The following is a 13,852-nucleotide window of genomic DNA, read 5'->3' on the forward strand; positions in this document are numbered from 1 at the left end:
CCGATACCGATTGCTGTATGTAAAAAGCTTCGGCTGACTGCCGCAGCCGTGACCTTGCAGCGCTACTCCTCCGACTTGGAGGCTTGGCCCAATAGGCTCCCCTTCATCGAAATGATGACGGTTTCTATCTCCATGCCGCCCTGCACTTCCTTGAGCCCGCCCTCGCAGCAATAGGCGCACAGCCTCTCGAAAAAGGCGGAATGGCCCCATTCCAGCATCAGGTCCCCTACCATCGCTGCCGTATTTGCATCCAGTATGGTCGCCGCCTGTGCCTGCGTCGCCCCCGCTTCCTCCGCTACCCGCGCCAAAAAGCCGAAATCGACCGGCGCACTCTTGGAGTGAACCATCATGACGCCCTGGGCCACCTTGGAGAACTTGCCCATCATGCCGACCAGCGTCACTTTCTCGATGCCCTGCTTCTTGCACTGTGTCAGCGCAAAGCCGATAAAATCGCCCATCTCGACAAAGGCTTCCTCCGGCAAGTCCGGATACATATCGATGCCGTACTTCTCCGTACGTCCGCCTGTTGACAGGACAATATGCTTGCAGCCGCATTTGACGGCGACTCGAATTGCCTGTGCAACACTGGCTTTGTATGCAGCTGTGGAAAAAGGCACCACAATGCCCCGGGTGCCGAGAATCGAGATGCCGCCTACGATGCCGAGACGCCCGTTCAGCGTCTTCTTGGCAATTTCCTCGCCGTCGGGCACAGAGATAACGACTCTGACCCCGCGATGAATGTCATATTCATCCAGAACGGATTCGACCGATTCGCGGATCATCTTGCGGGGGACCGGATTGATCGCCGCCTCCCCTACAGGGACAGGAAGGCCGGGCTTCGTAACCCGACCTACGCCGATGCCTCCATCCAGCTCGATTCCTTCCCCGTCCCGCCACTGAACCTCGGCGATAATCCTTGCTCCATGCGTAGCGTCCGGGTCGTCGCCTCCGTCCTTGATGGTCTCGGCCTCCGCCCGCTCCGCCGTGAACTCGCAGCGAACCATGCTGAACGTCACATCCTGTCCGATGGGCAATCTTATCGTCGATTCCGTTTGAAGCTGCTGCTCAATCAAGGCTATCACTGCCGCTTTAGCCGTAGCCGCAGCGCACGAGCCTGTCGTATAACCATGTCTAAGCGGCTTGGAATCCTTCGTATCTGCGCCTTTATCCATAGCCATCGTTTAGATCCCCTTAACCGAGACGTTCCGCCATTAAGGAAATGGCGTTCACGGCTGCTACGGCTACCGGGCTTCCACCTTTGCGTCCGATATTCGTAATAAACGGAATATCCAGCTTCGCGAGCTCTTCCTTTGATTCCGCCGCCGACACGAAGCCTACCGGCACGCCGATGACCAGACCCGGCTTCGCCTCGCCTTCCTTCACAAGGCGGATCAGCTCCAGAAGTGCCGTCGGTGCGTTGCCGATGGCAAAGATGCCTCCGTCGGCCTCACGAATCGCCTTGCGGATCGAAATGATCGCCCGGGTCGTATTAAGACGCTTCGCCTCTTCCATGACGTCCGGATCGGATATATATACCTTCACGTCGCCGCCGAACTTGGCGATGCGGGGCTTGCTGATGCCGACCTGTACCATTTGCACGTCGGCCACGATCGTTTTCCCTGCACGAATCGCCTGAATGCCCGCCTGTACGGCATCCCGGTGGAACAGCATGCTGCGACCCAGCTCAAAGTCCGCCGACGCATGAATCACCCGCTGCACGACCGAATATTGCTCATCCGTGAAAGGATGCTCCCCGAGCTCCTCGGTAATCATCCGGAAGCTTTGCTCCTCAATTTCTTGCGGTTGTACCGTTAACGGTTTAAACTCCGTTTTAAAATCCATCTCGCTTACGCCTCCTGCAGCAATTCATTTAGTTTATGAATGACTCCGTCAAACTCGCTAAAATAAGTACCATAGTCAACCGAAGGACGGCCGATGACAATCGTCTCAATCCCGAGCTCCAGCGCAGATTCCAGCTTCTCGTCCACCGCTCCGACCTTGCCGCTCTCCTTCGTGATCATCAAGGTAACGTTGTAATGCGTATATAAGGCCTTGTTCAGCTCCTTGGAAAAGGGCCCCTGCATAGCAACAATATTCTTTTGCTCGAGCCCAAGCTCCTCGCATTTCTCCATGTTGTCTCTGCGAGGCAGCATCCGTGCCACCAAGGTGGTATTCGGAAGGCCCAGCAGACGCTTCGCAAAAATATGCAGCGTCTTGCTGCCGGTCGTCAGCATAATGACGCCCTGACGCTGTGCCGCCAGCTCCGCCGCCTGCTCGTAATCATCCGCGAATGTGATCAGCGGATTCTGATCGATGGCGATCCGTCCCCGCTCATAGCGGATATAGGGGACGCCGGCTTCCTGAGAGGCGGCAATCGCATTCTTCGACGCTTCCTCTGCGAACGGATGCGTGGCGTCGACAATCGTGCGGAACCCGCGTTCCCGTACCAAGGCTGCCAGAGCTTCTGCGGTTAGTCTTCCCGTCAGTACAGGGAGACCGGCCTCCTCCATCGACTTGGCGGCGCTGTCCGTAACGACCGTAGTCAAGAGCGGGTACCCTGCCTCCCGAATCTGCAATGCAAGCTCACGCGCATCGCTTGTTCCTGCCATAACCAATATCATGATTTGCGCCTCCATCTGTTAAGATCATGCATTCCGTTTCAGCTGCCCATAGAGCCGGGAGTAATTTCCGCTCCTTAAGATTTGCTTTTCCCCAGCGCAGGCGCTTTTGTATCGTCATGATCATGATGGTGGTGGTCGTGATCATGGTCATGATCATGGTCGTGCCCGTGATGATGATCATGATGATGATCATGCCCATGGTGATGATGCCCATAGTCGTGGTCGTGATCATGATGATGGTGATGATCGATATGCTCCATCGCCGCCAAGCGGTATTGGCACATATCGCAGTTCATTCTGGCCTCGCCCTCTACGGCCTCTAGCGCCCGCTCCCGCAAAATCAGCTGCAAATTCGGATGGAACCCGAAATAATCAGCCAATATAAATTCCTGCTCGGGGTATTTCTCCGAGAATTGAAGCAGCATTTGCTCCATCCGCTTCATCAATACGCCCGTGAACAAGAAATACGGCAGGATAACGACCTTGCGTGCGCCGAGCTTGATACAGCGCTCGATCCCTTCATCCACTAAAGGCGCCGTCACTCCGATAAACGCCGTCTCCACCCATTTGACCTTCAGCTTTTCCCAGAACAGCCGGGATATTTTGAACAAATCGCTGTTGGCGTCCGCATCGCTGCTGCCCCGTCCTACGACAAGCACCGCCGTCTGCTCCCGGTCGGCTTCCGTTGCAGCGCCTGCACCGGCCGCTTCCAACCGCGACGCAAGAATATCCAGCACCTGCTCATGAACCCCGATAGGCCGTCCATAGTTGAACCGAACGGACGGGTAACGCAGCCTCGCTTCGTCAATCGCAGCCGGAATATGTATTTTGGCATGCCCCGCCGAGAATAAAGTGATCGGCACTACCGCAATCTGCGTAGCTCCCTGTTGAACACACTGCTCGATACCCTGTGCGATGGTGGGCCGTTCAAATTCCAGAAAGCACGTCTCCACGATCGGCTGGTCCATCTTCGATGCAATAGAACGGACGAACTCCCGTACCTCCTCATTACCTTCCGCATCCTTACTGCCGTGGCCTACAAACAAAACCGCATTCATCCTGTTCCCTCCCTGTCTTTATTTCCGTATTAATCGCCGCATACCGCGTTTTCAATTTGGAAAACCGGCACCTCTTGGTGACGATAACCTTCTACTTCCTTTACTCTTTTAAAATATTTATGGAATCGCTCATTCGGATGACCATCCGAAATATACCGCTGTACAATCCGTTCGATCATGTCTACCAATTGATCCGGCTCAATACCCTCGGCGACCGGCTGTCCCGGATGCGCATTGCGCCCGACCGTCTTGCCGCCCAGGAACAAATCGAATTTCTCCTTCCGGTATACGATGCCGATATCCTCGTGCACCGCCCCATAACAAGCCATTCCGCACCCGTTCAAGCCGATGCGCAGCTCCTTCGGCACGCTCAAGCCGCCGATCCGCTTCTGCAGCTCCTCAGCGTACGGAATCGCATCCGCCTTCTCCGCATTGCAAAAGTCGCAAGCTTTAAGCTGCGCTACATCGCCGATCGGCGCCAGCAGGAAGCCTTCCTGCCGCAGCTTCGTCGTAATGTCATCGGGATTCGATGTCGGAACCCGGATAATCATTTGGTGATGGGGCGTATACTCCATCGTCCCCTTCTCGCCAACGACCTCAGCCAGCGCAAGCATCTGTCTGGCGGTAAAACGCTTCTCGGCGACGCCCGGACTTACCGCAAGCTCGAAGATCGCTTGCTGGCGGAACAATCCCGCCGAGGCAGGCGTGCTGCCCGGCTCCGTGACCACGCCTCGGCTGAGATCGGACAGGCGCAGCGCCTCCATCGCCAGCATTAGCGGCGAGTCGGTACCGGGGCCGCTGCTCCGCTCCTCGCGCTCAGCCACACTGACCGCGCTGACAGCCAGCACCGCTCCGCCCGTGCTTCCGCCGCCGGCGGAGCTTGCAGGAGCCGTCTCCCTTGCGGTGCGGGCCACGGCTTCCCGGCCGCTTTCCACTTGGCCTTCGCCTTCCCAAGCCCAATCCTCGTCATCCGCATCGACCGCCTCTGCCTCGTCCCACTGCTGCAGCGCCCAAGGCTCCGCCGCTTCCTGCAGCCGTTGGTGCGGCTTAAGCGGCTGTACATCGGCGCCGAGAGTATACTTGCGCTGATAACCGCGCGGGGTGATCATCAGACCGTCGTAGACCGTCGTCGACGCATTGCCGATAATGACCGTCGTCAGCATCCCGATCTCATGATCGAGCATATCGCGCAAAGTTGTCAGCACCACATGCTGACGGTCCCGGTAGGCACTCTTCACGATGCCGACCGGCGTCTCCGGCGAGCGGTATTTCAGCAATATGCGCTGCGTCTCCACAATTTGCCGGGTTCGTCTGCCGCTGCGGGGGTTGTACAGCGCAATGACGAAGTCCGCCTGGGCCGCCGCCTCGACGCGCCGGGCAATCAGCTCCCACGGCGTCAGATGATCGCTTAAGCTTATCGTGCAGGCATCGTGCATGACCGGGGCCCCAAGCAGCGAGGCGGAAGAGTTAATCGCCGATATGCCGGGGATTATCTCGACTTCCACGCCGCCGTCCCGCCTCCAGCCTTTTTCCATCAGCACCTCGTACACCAGTCCGGCCATCCCGTATACACCGGCATCGCCGCTCGAGATAACCGCTACCTTTTTCCCGGACTCCGCTTGCCGAACGGCCTCCTGAGCCCGGCTCACTTCCTCCGTCATCCCTGTCCGTACAATCTCCTGATCGGTGAGAAGTCCACGGATAAGATCCACGTACGTGTTATAGCCGATGATAACTTCACTTTCTTCAATGGCCTCCCGCGCCCGTTTCGTAATATGCTCGAAGCTTCCCGGTCCGAAGCCGATGATAAGCAGTTTTCCCGCCATTCGCCGCACATCCTTTCCTTCCTATATAAATACATCATGATGGTTGCAACTCGAACATGTCTTCCTTACTTTTATGCAGCACAAAAAAGAGCATTCCTACAGAAAGTGTTAGAAATGCTCTTGCAGCCCGCGTTCTCAAGAATTCCAATGACATTACATTCGATATGCCATTACCATTCCTTAAGTAAGCCGATCTCTAACACCTCCCTATCCTCGTAGGTCAACAGTGTTTTGAAATTAGGCAGGTCTCCTGACTTCGAGCTTCGTCATCCGATTCCCTTCCCAGACGCGCTCTATGGCGCTCCAGTGGCAACAACATCGGCATAACAAGCCTTTCTTATGGAAAGGCACTCTTCACAGTGGCGGGACCGTGCCGGCTTTGCACCGGGCTTCCCTTTTAAGCCAAATGAGGCATGATTTCATTCAGCACCTAATTCATCCGTATTTGATTGTCCAGAGTCATCATATCACCCGGAGCGAAGCTTTGTCTATAACTGCGCGCCCTCCCGCCGTTAACGACAAGCCGTTCGATGCCCCGGGAGGTATGGGCCGAAGTTCTTATTTTTTACAGCATACCCATTGAAACAAAACGATAGCTTACGAACAATATAGCCGACTATACAGAAGAGCTGGAATGAGGAAGGTCAGCCGATTTACAACAGCAAAGGTGGAAGGATGCTCTATGAAATACGGGCAGCGAATAGCCAAACTGCGGAGCAAAGGGTACATGACCCAGGAAGAGCTTGCCTATAAAGTAGGAATTACCCGTTCCGCCCTTTCTCATTATGAAAATAATAGGAGAGAGCCGGATTATGAAACCATTCAAAAAATTGCCGATATATTCGGCGTATCGATAGACTATTTGATGGGCCGCACGGATCATCCCGGAAGCTTTGCGGACGGCACGGAGGAATTTATCAGCTATCTTGAGCTTTCGGACGAAGCTATTCTGGACAAATTCATTCTGACTATTGACGGAAGAGAACTCACACTGGAGGAGTCCAAAAGCTTCATCGCTTTCATTCGGTCCGAGCGTTCTCTCCCTGCCGACAAAAATAAGCCATGATGAGGTACGGCTACTTGCTGTACTCCATCATGCCTAGTTCCTTGTACATATATGAAAATAACGGTTTATCGAGGCCTTTGTATTGAGGCTTGATCGGTTCCTTCACGGCTTCTTGAAGAGCCAGCCATTGATCGTACTTGTCTCTGGGGATACCGAGCTGATTCAGGACGGTGTCGATATCCACCGTTTTCTTGTTCTCTTCCATTTGCAACCCACACTCCATCTCGTCTCATAGACTTTCAATGTCTAGTATTATATCGGAGATGTTCAAAAAAAGGTGTCGCATACTGGGAGTGTTTTGGTAAAAAACACCGATCATTTTGTCGAATAAGCTATTCTAAATAAATCTTTATCAACGCGGTTCAACGGCTTATAAAGAGGAAGTTTTCAGCCTTCGGGCCGATTTCTTCACGGCCATACGGCGAATCAGCATACTGGCTGCCACAGGCTCGGGCGCCGTTTCCTGAACTCCATTGATTTTGTCCATAAGCCTTTGGTACATAAAATCCCCCATAAGCTGGGTCAAGCCCTCCCGCAGCTGGATCCTGGGACTCCATCCCCAGCCCTTGGCCGCTTTGTCCCAGGAAACGCAGACATGCAGATGGTCCTCCGGACGCGCCGTTACGAATACGGGCTTTACTTTTTGATTCGTCATCTCATTCATCAGCTCGAACAATTCCAGAATGGACGTTGCCGTTCCCGTGCCTATGTTGTAGGTATCGCTGTTGGACAAGGACAGGGCTTGAACGTTGGCGGAAGCCACATCGGATACATAGACGAAATCCCGGGTCTGAAGGCCTTTCCCTTGAATGATGGCTTTCTCGCCGTTGACGAAGGTTTCCAGAAAGGCCGAGATTACGCCCCCGCTTCCATACCTCTTTTGCCGGCAGCCATACACGTTCGCATACCTTAAAATCGTGTAGTTAAGTCCATACAACGCGCCGTACAGCTTTATGTATTCCTCGGGAGCCAGCTTGGACATTCCTGTGCAGGAGACCGGAGCGCATGGAGCGGCTTCGTCAATCGGCTTAGGCTCATAGGAACCGTAGACCTCTGCGGAGGATCCGTAGACCAGCTTCTTGATCGAAAATTCCTTGCACAGATCCAGCAAATAGATCAATCCGCGCAAATTGGGACTCAGCCCCCGAACGACCATCGCTTCGTTCAAATCGGTTTTCTCCGCCAGATGGATACAGTAATCCGGCTGCTCCAGCTCAAAAATATTTCTTAACTCCGTGCTGGCAACATCCATTCGATACAGCTTGCATGCCGGATGCAGATTCGCTTCCTTCCCTGTGCTCATATTGTCGACTACTACTACATCCAGCCCTGCCTGAATGGCACAGTCCACCGTATGGGACCCTATAAAGCCGACTCCGCCTGTAATTAGTACTTTCATCCTTATCCCTCCACCGATTCGATATTGTCGTTTAAGCGTTCGTTCGGGTGCTTTCCCAAAGTCCTATATCCTTAAGCGCATGATGCGCTTGACCCGTCGAATATTGATACATTTTGTATCAATATAAACAAAAAAAGGCCTCCAGTCAAGAGGTCCCAGAAAAGTTAACCGAAATTAGGTGCCGCCGCCAATTTTAGTAGGAAAGACGGATTGTTCCATGATCCTACGCTCTTGAGCAAAGAACAGGAACTCACATCCTGGTTCTCCAGGGACATCATGACTAGGTCCGATCAGAACACAAGCTCTTCTTGGGCGGCTTTTTATTCACTTGGAAGCTGATCTGTGCGGGAGGATAACGGGAGTTTTATGTAAACCAAAGAGGTAATTTTAGTCATCTACAGGGGCTTACTAGCAGGAAGAACCAGGAGTCGGGGGCAGCGTATCAGGTCCATGAGGACCGAACAATGCAAGCTTGCTCGCATCAATGTTCAACTGCGCCAAGATTCTCAACACATCTACATTCTTCTTCTCCTGCTGCTTGTTGCTGCTGCTCATTCTATTGCACTCCTTCTCTTATTCCGTATATTTACATGAATTTCTCTATCACAGTATGTGGTCTCTTTATTCACTGTATGATACGTAATGTATCTTGTCAAAGGAGATTGTGTCGAATTCCATAAAAAAATGTTTACTTTATTAAATTTTTGGATGACTTTTGTTCACCATCAGTGAAAGTGCATTAGCATGTACGACTTTTATTGGACATACACTTTTAGTAAGATTTAGTGTACCATGAATCATATCGGCTCTAGAGGGGGGAAAATCATTGTGCTGTATGCCGCCGCCTTCATCATCCTGCTCGCACTTGTGTATGCCTTATTCGTTTTGCCGACCCAGTGGCTAAAGGTAGAGCAAATCCGTAACCCAATCGGCCTTAATCTGTCCATACTTCAAATCAGCGACCTCCATGTGGAGCGGCTGCGCATTTCCCCATCTGCCTTATCGAAGCACATCACTCGGCTTAAGCCCGACTACATAGTCATTACAGGCGATTTCACCGAATTGGAATCGCAGCTGCTTCGACTGGACAGCTATCTGCGGATGTTAGAGAAGCATCCCATTCCCACCTTCGCCGTCCTCGGTAATCATGATTACCAGCAGCGCAAGGTCATCCGTCTTATCCGTCTCCTCCGCTACCGGGGCATCCACTTGCTGCGCAATGAGTCGGTCCGTTTGCCCGGATTTCAGCTGATCGGCATCGATGATTATCACACCGGAAAAAGCAACATCCTCCAAGCGTTCCGCATGACCGATACTCAGGTACCACGGGTCATCATCACACACGATCCCAATGTGGTTCTGAGCATCCGCGAAAGCTACGATTACTTAATGGCGGGACATCTTCACGGCAAACAATTCGCCATCCCCTGCTTCTATAAGCTGCGGCCAATGGGCGAGCTGCCTGCGCAGGGCATTTACAAGGGACTGCACAGGAATTCTTACGGGACTTACTATATTTCCAAAGGCATTGGCCAGACCGGCATCAACCTTCGCTTCCTGGTACGAAGCGAGGTCACGATGCATTATTTATAGCTGTTCCTTCATGTCTATGATACATTGATACTAATTGTATCAAAATAGTTACACAAGGAGCATGTTTATCACCCTATAGTACCAAAAAGATGTACAGACCTTAGGACAAACGGACAGGAGAATCGTTGCCGGACAAGCAGGACCTAGGTTTGAAAGTAATAGTTCGGGGTACAATGGTCGTAGGAGTAAAAGGAAGAGTAGCTCGCCAGGACTCTATTCGTGATAGAATGAGATTCCCCCAGGATGAGGTTAACGGACGAAATAAACAACGACCGCTCGGTCTCATCCAATTCATGCTTCACTTCATAATGATAATCCGGACCCATGTACTTCCGTTTTATTCCGCTTCCGCTAAAATGAATGACTCCATCGGATGAAACCAGCTGGAATGACAAAGTCATTTGCCTTGTGACAGGCAGCAGCAGCGAAGAGGTAAAGTGAATCTCGCGTGCGTCCAGGTTCGTTACCTGTACAATCCCATAGTTCGTTTGGACCGGTTTGTTATCCAATTTGCTGATCCACATCCGGCATTCCATGGAACCTAGCATGTTCCGTAATCTATTTTGCTTGCTTCCGATTTGTTTTTCGTTCACATGGCATCTTCCCAACCTTCGTTTTTTTGGGTAAAATAAACGTATTGCGATACATTTTGTACTTTAAAGCGCACAAAGGGGCTGGACCACGGCCTTTTAGTGCAGCCTGGTCATATTAAGTCTGGTAAATGGAATATATTATCATTAACATACGATACATTTTGTATCAATGTCAATAGGACCGAAAGCTTTATAGCGGTCCGGTGACAACGTGCGTGAGACTGCATCAAAAATACCGAATCCATCAACTATGGTCGTATTAACTGGAGGTATATGATATGAAATACGGGGAGCGGATCGCATCACTTCGAGAAAAACATTCCCTGACGCAAGAGGGGCTTTCCAACAAGCTTGGCATTACGAGGGCTTCTCTATCGCATTATGAGAACAACCGGAGAGAGCCGGATTACGACACGATCGTAAGCATCGCCAATTTGTTCAATGTATCGATTGATTATTTAATAGGCAGGACGGACGACCCTCACCGGGTGCTGGATGAGGATGTTCGTGAATTTGTCGATGCTCTGGAACTATCCAACGAGAAAATTATGGAGAAGTTCGCCCTGACCATAGACGGAAAGAAGCTGACACCTGAGGAGGCACGCCGGTTCATTGCGTTTGTAAGGGCTGAAAGATCCATTAACAACGGCTAGTTTTCCTCTATCTGCTGGTGCGGCGGCAGGCTGCAGATCAAATCCCCCCGTAAAGTGATGCCTTGGCTTCGAAGCGGATTCAGGCGCTTTGCGGGAGGCCCCCGACATTTCTGTAAAGTCAAAAAAATCACCCTGTCTTATGCGGCAGAGTGATTTTTTTGTTACGTTATTTGTTTGTCAGGTCGACTTGTGGAGCGCCGTACTTGTCGAACCAGCCTTTGATCGTATCGAAATCCTTGGAGAAGGCCAGACTCACGAGCAGCATAATACGTGCGTGCTGCGGGTTCAGGTTATCTCCGGCAATCACTCCCTTGCCTCCGGAATAAATGCTTCCGGAACCGGTACGTGTAGTCGTAACGAAGATGACGCCCTTCTCGTCAATCGCCTTTTGCCTCGCCTCGCTCATCGCCTTGGATATGCCGCCCGCTCCCGTTCCAGCTGTGACGATTCCTTCGGCTCCTCCTTCGACAAAGCCTTTGATCGCCTCTCCTCCTGCTCCCTGATATGATACGGCGATTTCTACCTTCGGCAAATCCTCCTTCTTGATTCTCTTTAGATCAAATGGCGTCGCCCATTCCTCCGTCGGTTTAAAGCTCCTTGCCGGTGCGCGGTAAATACGGATGTTGTTCTCGTCAATAAATCCGAACATGCCGAGCTGGGGTGACTCGAACGTATCGGTCCGGTAATCGTTGGTTTTCGTTACCTCCCTGGCCGCATGAATCGTGTCATTCAGCATAATCACCGTGCCGAAATATTTGGTTTTCCCGCTGCCTGCCAGCTTAATCGCATTGTACAGGTTAGCCTGCGCATCGCTTCCAATGACCGTCCACGGTCTCATGGAGCCGGTAACGATGACCGGTTTGGGGCTTTGCACCGTCAAGTCGAGGAAATAGGCGATTTCCTCCATCGTATCCGTCCCCGTCGTCACTACAACTCCATCCTGCTCCTTCAGCGCTTCGTCGACCTGCAAGGACAAGTCGAACAGATCCTGCATGGAGTACGCGGAAGATCCGGAATTACCGAACTGAGAGGTCGTGACCTCCGCTATTTTCTCTTTATTCGGGAGCGCGTCGACCATATCCTGGATCAGCAAGCTCCCTGCTTTATAATTCTGAAAGCTCGTTTCATCCTGCGATTTGCCCGATATAGTCCCTCCCGTTCCGATGACCTTTACCTTCGGAAGCTTGACGGCTTGGGTTTGGGCATCACTCTCGGCAGCGAGCACCTTCGGGGACAACGGGACTACCGCAACGGCAGAGAGCAGGGACGACAACAACAATCCCGAAGATAAACAGACCTTGACCATCATAGAACCGGATTTGAGCATCATAAGCAAATTCCTCCCACAGCTGTTATTATGTAATAAAACATTACATATATGTAACGTTTATGAGAGTTATCTTAATTTAATGTTAGATAATATTACAAACACTGAACATATCCAATAAATCGCATACATTTTATGTTTACGGGCTTTGCAGCGTATTTTCACTGCTATGCTCATGTTTGCATTTTCATTAATGGAAGCTGAACATACCGCAAATAAAAGTGTATCTACGCTATGTCGTTTCCAAAGCCTTCCCTTATAATGGAATTGTAGGTCATGCAAGGAAGGGAGCGTGCCCCATTGGGACGCAAAATCAAGCTCGCATTCATATCCGGTTTCACTCTGGCCGCGGCAGTTCTACCAGGATGCACGATGCCTCCAGAGACTCCCCTTCGAGCAAAGCAGGCAAGCGAAGCTCCAAGCGGCAGCCCTGCCGCTTCCCTGCCCACAGCGAACCAAGGGGAAAATATGACTATAGCGAAGGAGGCCGCTGAGCCGGACACTCTTATTCTGAATGCTTCCGTGCTGCAAGATATTCGAAGCAAGGTGAAATCAAACCAAGCGGCGGACTTTCAGGCCGCACTCAACCAATTGCGCAAGGAAGCGGATCTCGCCCTGAAGACCGGGCCGTTCTCCGTTGTCCATAAGCAGAGCACGCCGCCGAGCGGGGACAAGCACGATTATATGAGTATGGCTCCTTACTGGTGGCCTGACCCCGGCAAGCCGGATGGCAGACCCTATATCCAGAAGGACGGCCAAACGAATCCCGAGCGGGCAACCAACCGATATGATGCAACCCGCCTTGGGAATATGGCTTCCGCCGTGGAAACGTTGGCGCTTGCTTATTATTTGACCGGCCATGAGCCTTACGGCGAAAAGGCAGCTATGCTGCTGCGAGTCTGGTTCCTGGACGCGGAGACGCGCATGAACCCGAATATGAACTTCGGGCAAAGCGTGCCCGGACGAACGGATGGACGCAAGGAGGGCGTGCTCGATTCACGGCATTTTCTGACGACCTCCGATGCCGCCGCCCTGCTGGCGGGCTCGCCGAATTGGCCTGACAAGGATATGGCCGCTTACAAAAGCTGGGTCAAGGAATATACAGGATGGCTTAAGGTAAACAAGCTGGCGCTCGAGGAAAAAGCGGCCAAAAACAATCACGGGACGTGGTATGACGCGATTTATACGGGGCTTACGCTCTTTATCGGGGAAAAGGATGCCGCGGCTGCGTATTTACGTGAAACGGTGCCCAAACGAGTCGCCGCGCAAATACAGCCGGACGGCAGTATGCCTCTGGAAATGAGCAGAACCCGTTCCTTTCACTACCCTGTATTTAATCTGGAAGCCTTCTCTATGCTTGCCTTGTACGGGAGTAAAGTCGGGTTCGATGCATGGAATTACCAAACAACGGATGGAAAAAGCATTCATCAGGCTTATCAATTCCTGGTGCCTTATTTTAACGGAAAACCATGGGAGCGTGAACAAATCAAAGCGGAGAATGAATCCGAATTCGCTTTCTATTTGCGCGAAGCGGCGGTTGTATACAAGGATCCATCGTATGCGGACGCAGCGGACAAGACACTCGGGACCTCCAGGAACAGTTCACGGACGAACCTCATTGCCACGAAGCCGGTGTTTAAGTAAGCTGGAACATAACAGCATGTCCAGACAGCGTCCTGCCCAAGCCCCTGCGCGGGCTTTTTTTTTGTAATTCCT

At 52.1% G+C, this 13,852-nt stretch carries 14 protein-coding genes and 1 riboswitch; of the genes, 4 read left to right on the forward strand and 10 right to left on the reverse strand.

Features of this window, described 5'->3' with window-relative positions:
- Window positions 1-62 precede the first annotated feature (62 nt).
- The 5 genes from ABEA66_RS08220 to cobJ form a co-directional block, all read right to left on the reverse strand.
- Complete coding sequence (locus tag ABEA66_RS08220; protein ID WP_377739876.1) at window positions 63-1,178, reverse strand: cobalt-precorrin-5B (C(1))-methyltransferase; 1,116 nt, start codon at window positions 1,176-1,178, stop codon at window positions 63-65.
- 13 nt (window positions 1,179-1,191) lie between these two features.
- On the reverse strand, window positions 1,192-1,842 hold the full coding sequence (locus ABEA66_RS08225; RefSeq protein WP_079912176.1) for a precorrin-8X methylmutase: 651 nt from the start codon (window positions 1,840-1,842) through the stop codon (window positions 1,192-1,194).
- A 5-nt stretch (window positions 1,843-1,847) separates the two neighbouring features.
- Complete coding sequence (gene cobK / locus ABEA66_RS08230; RefSeq protein WP_079912175.1) at window positions 1,848-2,621, reverse strand: precorrin-6A reductase; 774 nt, start codon at window positions 2,619-2,621, stop codon at window positions 1,848-1,850.
- Between the two features lie 74 nt (window positions 2,622-2,695).
- On the reverse strand, window positions 2,696-3,679 hold the full coding sequence (locus ABEA66_RS08235; RefSeq protein ID WP_345587185.1) for a sirohydrochlorin chelatase: 984 nt from the start codon (window positions 3,677-3,679) through the stop codon (window positions 2,696-2,698).
- 29 nt (window positions 3,680-3,708) lie between these two features.
- Window positions 3,709-5,505, reverse strand: coding sequence for a precorrin-3B C(17)-methyltransferase (gene cobJ / locus ABEA66_RS08240; protein WP_345587186.1), 1,797 nt, complete (start codon window positions 5,503-5,505; stop codon window positions 3,709-3,711).
- Window positions 5,506-5,728: 223 nt separating this feature from the next.
- Window positions 5,729-5,954: riboswitch (cobalamin riboswitch) on the reverse strand.
- 233 nt (window positions 5,955-6,187) lie between these two features.
- Here cobJ and ABEA66_RS08245 point away from each other — a divergent pair.
- Window positions 6,188-6,571 (forward strand): helix-turn-helix domain-containing protein, encoded by a 384-nt coding sequence (locus ABEA66_RS08245; protein ID WP_079912172.1) that lies wholly within the window; start codon window positions 6,188-6,190, stop codon window positions 6,569-6,571.
- A gap of 10 nt (window positions 6,572-6,581) precedes the next feature.
- On the opposite strand, the gene ABEA66_RS08250 is transcribed toward ABEA66_RS08245, so the two are convergent.
- The 3 genes from ABEA66_RS08250 to ABEA66_RS08260 form a co-directional block, all read right to left on the reverse strand.
- Window positions 6,582-6,776 carry a hypothetical protein gene (locus tag ABEA66_RS08250; RefSeq protein WP_079912171.1) on the reverse strand — a complete coding sequence of 65 codons (195 nt, stop codon included), beginning with the start codon at window positions 6,774-6,776 and terminating at the stop codon, window positions 6,582-6,584.
- Window positions 6,777-6,941: 165 nt separating this feature from the next.
- Window positions 6,942-7,970 carry an NAD-dependent epimerase/dehydratase family protein gene (locus ABEA66_RS08255; protein WP_079912170.1) on the reverse strand — a complete coding sequence of 343 codons (1,029 nt, stop codon included), beginning with the start codon at window positions 7,968-7,970 and terminating at the stop codon, window positions 6,942-6,944.
- A gap of 408 nt (window positions 7,971-8,378) precedes the next feature.
- Window positions 8,379-8,525 carry a hypothetical protein gene (locus tag ABEA66_RS08260; RefSeq protein ID WP_179136106.1) on the reverse strand — a complete coding sequence of 49 codons (147 nt, stop codon included), beginning with the start codon at window positions 8,523-8,525 and terminating at the stop codon, window positions 8,379-8,381.
- A gap of 237 nt (window positions 8,526-8,762) precedes the next feature.
- On the opposite strand from ABEA66_RS08260, the gene ABEA66_RS08265 reads away from it, so the two are divergent.
- A complete protein-coding gene (locus ABEA66_RS08265) occupies window positions 8,763-9,563 on the forward strand; it encodes a metallophosphoesterase (RefSeq protein WP_079912169.1) in 801 nt (266 codons plus the stop codon).
- 143 nt (window positions 9,564-9,706) lie between these two features.
- On the opposite strand, the gene ABEA66_RS08270 is transcribed toward ABEA66_RS08265, so the two are convergent.
- Window positions 9,707-10,156 carry a hypothetical protein gene (locus ABEA66_RS08270; RefSeq protein ID WP_079912168.1) on the reverse strand — a complete coding sequence of 150 codons (450 nt, stop codon included), beginning with the start codon at window positions 10,154-10,156 and terminating at the stop codon, window positions 9,707-9,709.
- Window positions 10,157-10,434: 278 nt separating this feature from the next.
- Here ABEA66_RS08270 and ABEA66_RS08275 point away from each other — a divergent pair, with 278 nt between their 5' ends.
- Window positions 10,435-10,809 carry a helix-turn-helix domain-containing protein gene (locus ABEA66_RS08275; RefSeq protein ID WP_079912167.1) on the forward strand — a complete coding sequence of 125 codons (375 nt, stop codon included), beginning with the start codon at window positions 10,435-10,437 and terminating at the stop codon, window positions 10,807-10,809.
- A gap of 166 nt (window positions 10,810-10,975) precedes the next feature.
- Here ABEA66_RS08275 and ABEA66_RS08280 read toward each other — a convergent pair whose 3' ends face one another.
- The gene (locus ABEA66_RS08280) at window positions 10,976-12,136 is read right to left on the reverse strand and encodes an asparaginase (RefSeq protein ID WP_079912281.1); all 1,161 of its coding nucleotides are present in this window, start codon (window positions 12,134-12,136) and stop codon (window positions 10,976-10,978) included.
- A 300-nt stretch (window positions 12,137-12,436) separates the two neighbouring features.
- Between ABEA66_RS08280 and ABEA66_RS08285 the strand changes: the two genes are divergently transcribed.
- Entirely contained in the window at window positions 12,437-13,780 is a 1,344-nt protein-coding gene (locus ABEA66_RS08285) for an alginate lyase family protein (RefSeq protein ID WP_179136105.1), read from the forward strand.
- The last annotated feature ends 72 nt before the right edge of the window (window positions 13,781-13,852 follow it).

It is taken from the genome of Paenibacillus vulneris, from assembly GCF_039543185.1.
GTDB lineage: Bacteria > Bacillota > Bacilli > Paenibacillales > NBRC-103111 > Paenibacillus_S > Paenibacillus_S vulneris.

Bases quoted from the DNA above. Each gene is read 5' to 3' on its own strand.
- cobK (WP_079912175.1), bottom strand. From the start codon at position 2,621: ATGATATTGGTTATGGCAGGAACAAGCGATGCGCGTGAGCTTGCATTG.
- ABEA66_RS08260 (WP_179136106.1), bottom strand. From the start codon at position 8,525: ATGAGCAGCAGCAACAAGCAGCAGGAGAAGAAGAATGTAGATGTGTTG.
- ABEA66_RS08275 (WP_079912167.1), top strand. From the start codon at position 10,435: ATGAAATACGGGGAGCGGATCGCATCACTTCGAGAAAAACATTCCCTG.
- ABEA66_RS08225 (WP_079912176.1), bottom strand. From the start codon at position 1,842: ATGGATTTTAAAACGGAGTTTAAACCGTTAACGGTACAACCGCAAGAA.
- ABEA66_RS08245 (WP_079912172.1), top strand. From the start codon at position 6,188: ATGAAATACGGGCAGCGAATAGCCAAACTGCGGAGCAAAGGGTACATG.
- ABEA66_RS08235 (WP_345587185.1), bottom strand. From the start codon at position 3,679: ATGAATGCGGTTTTGTTTGTAGGCCACGGCAGTAAGGATGCGGAAGGT.
- ABEA66_RS08280 (WP_079912281.1), bottom strand. From the start codon at position 12,136: ATGCTCAAATCCGGTTCTATGATGGTCAAGGTCTGTTTATCTTCGGGA.
- ABEA66_RS08250 (WP_079912171.1), bottom strand. From the start codon at position 6,776: ATGGAAGAGAACAAGAAAACGGTGGATATCGACACCGTCCTGAATCAG.
- ABEA66_RS08255 (WP_079912170.1), bottom strand. From the start codon at position 7,970: ATGAAAGTACTAATTACAGGCGGAGTCGGCTTTATAGGGTCCCATACG.
- ABEA66_RS08220 (WP_377739876.1), bottom strand. From the start codon at position 1,178: ATGGCTATGGATAAAGGCGCAGATACGAAGGATTCCAAGCCGCTTAGA.
- ABEA66_RS08265 (WP_079912169.1), top strand. From the start codon at position 8,763: ATGAATCATATCGGCTCTAGAGGGGGGAAAATCATTGTGCTGTATGCC.
- cobJ (WP_345587186.1), bottom strand. From the start codon at position 5,505: ATGGCGGGAAAACTGCTTATCATCGGCTTCGGACCGGGAAGCTTCGAG.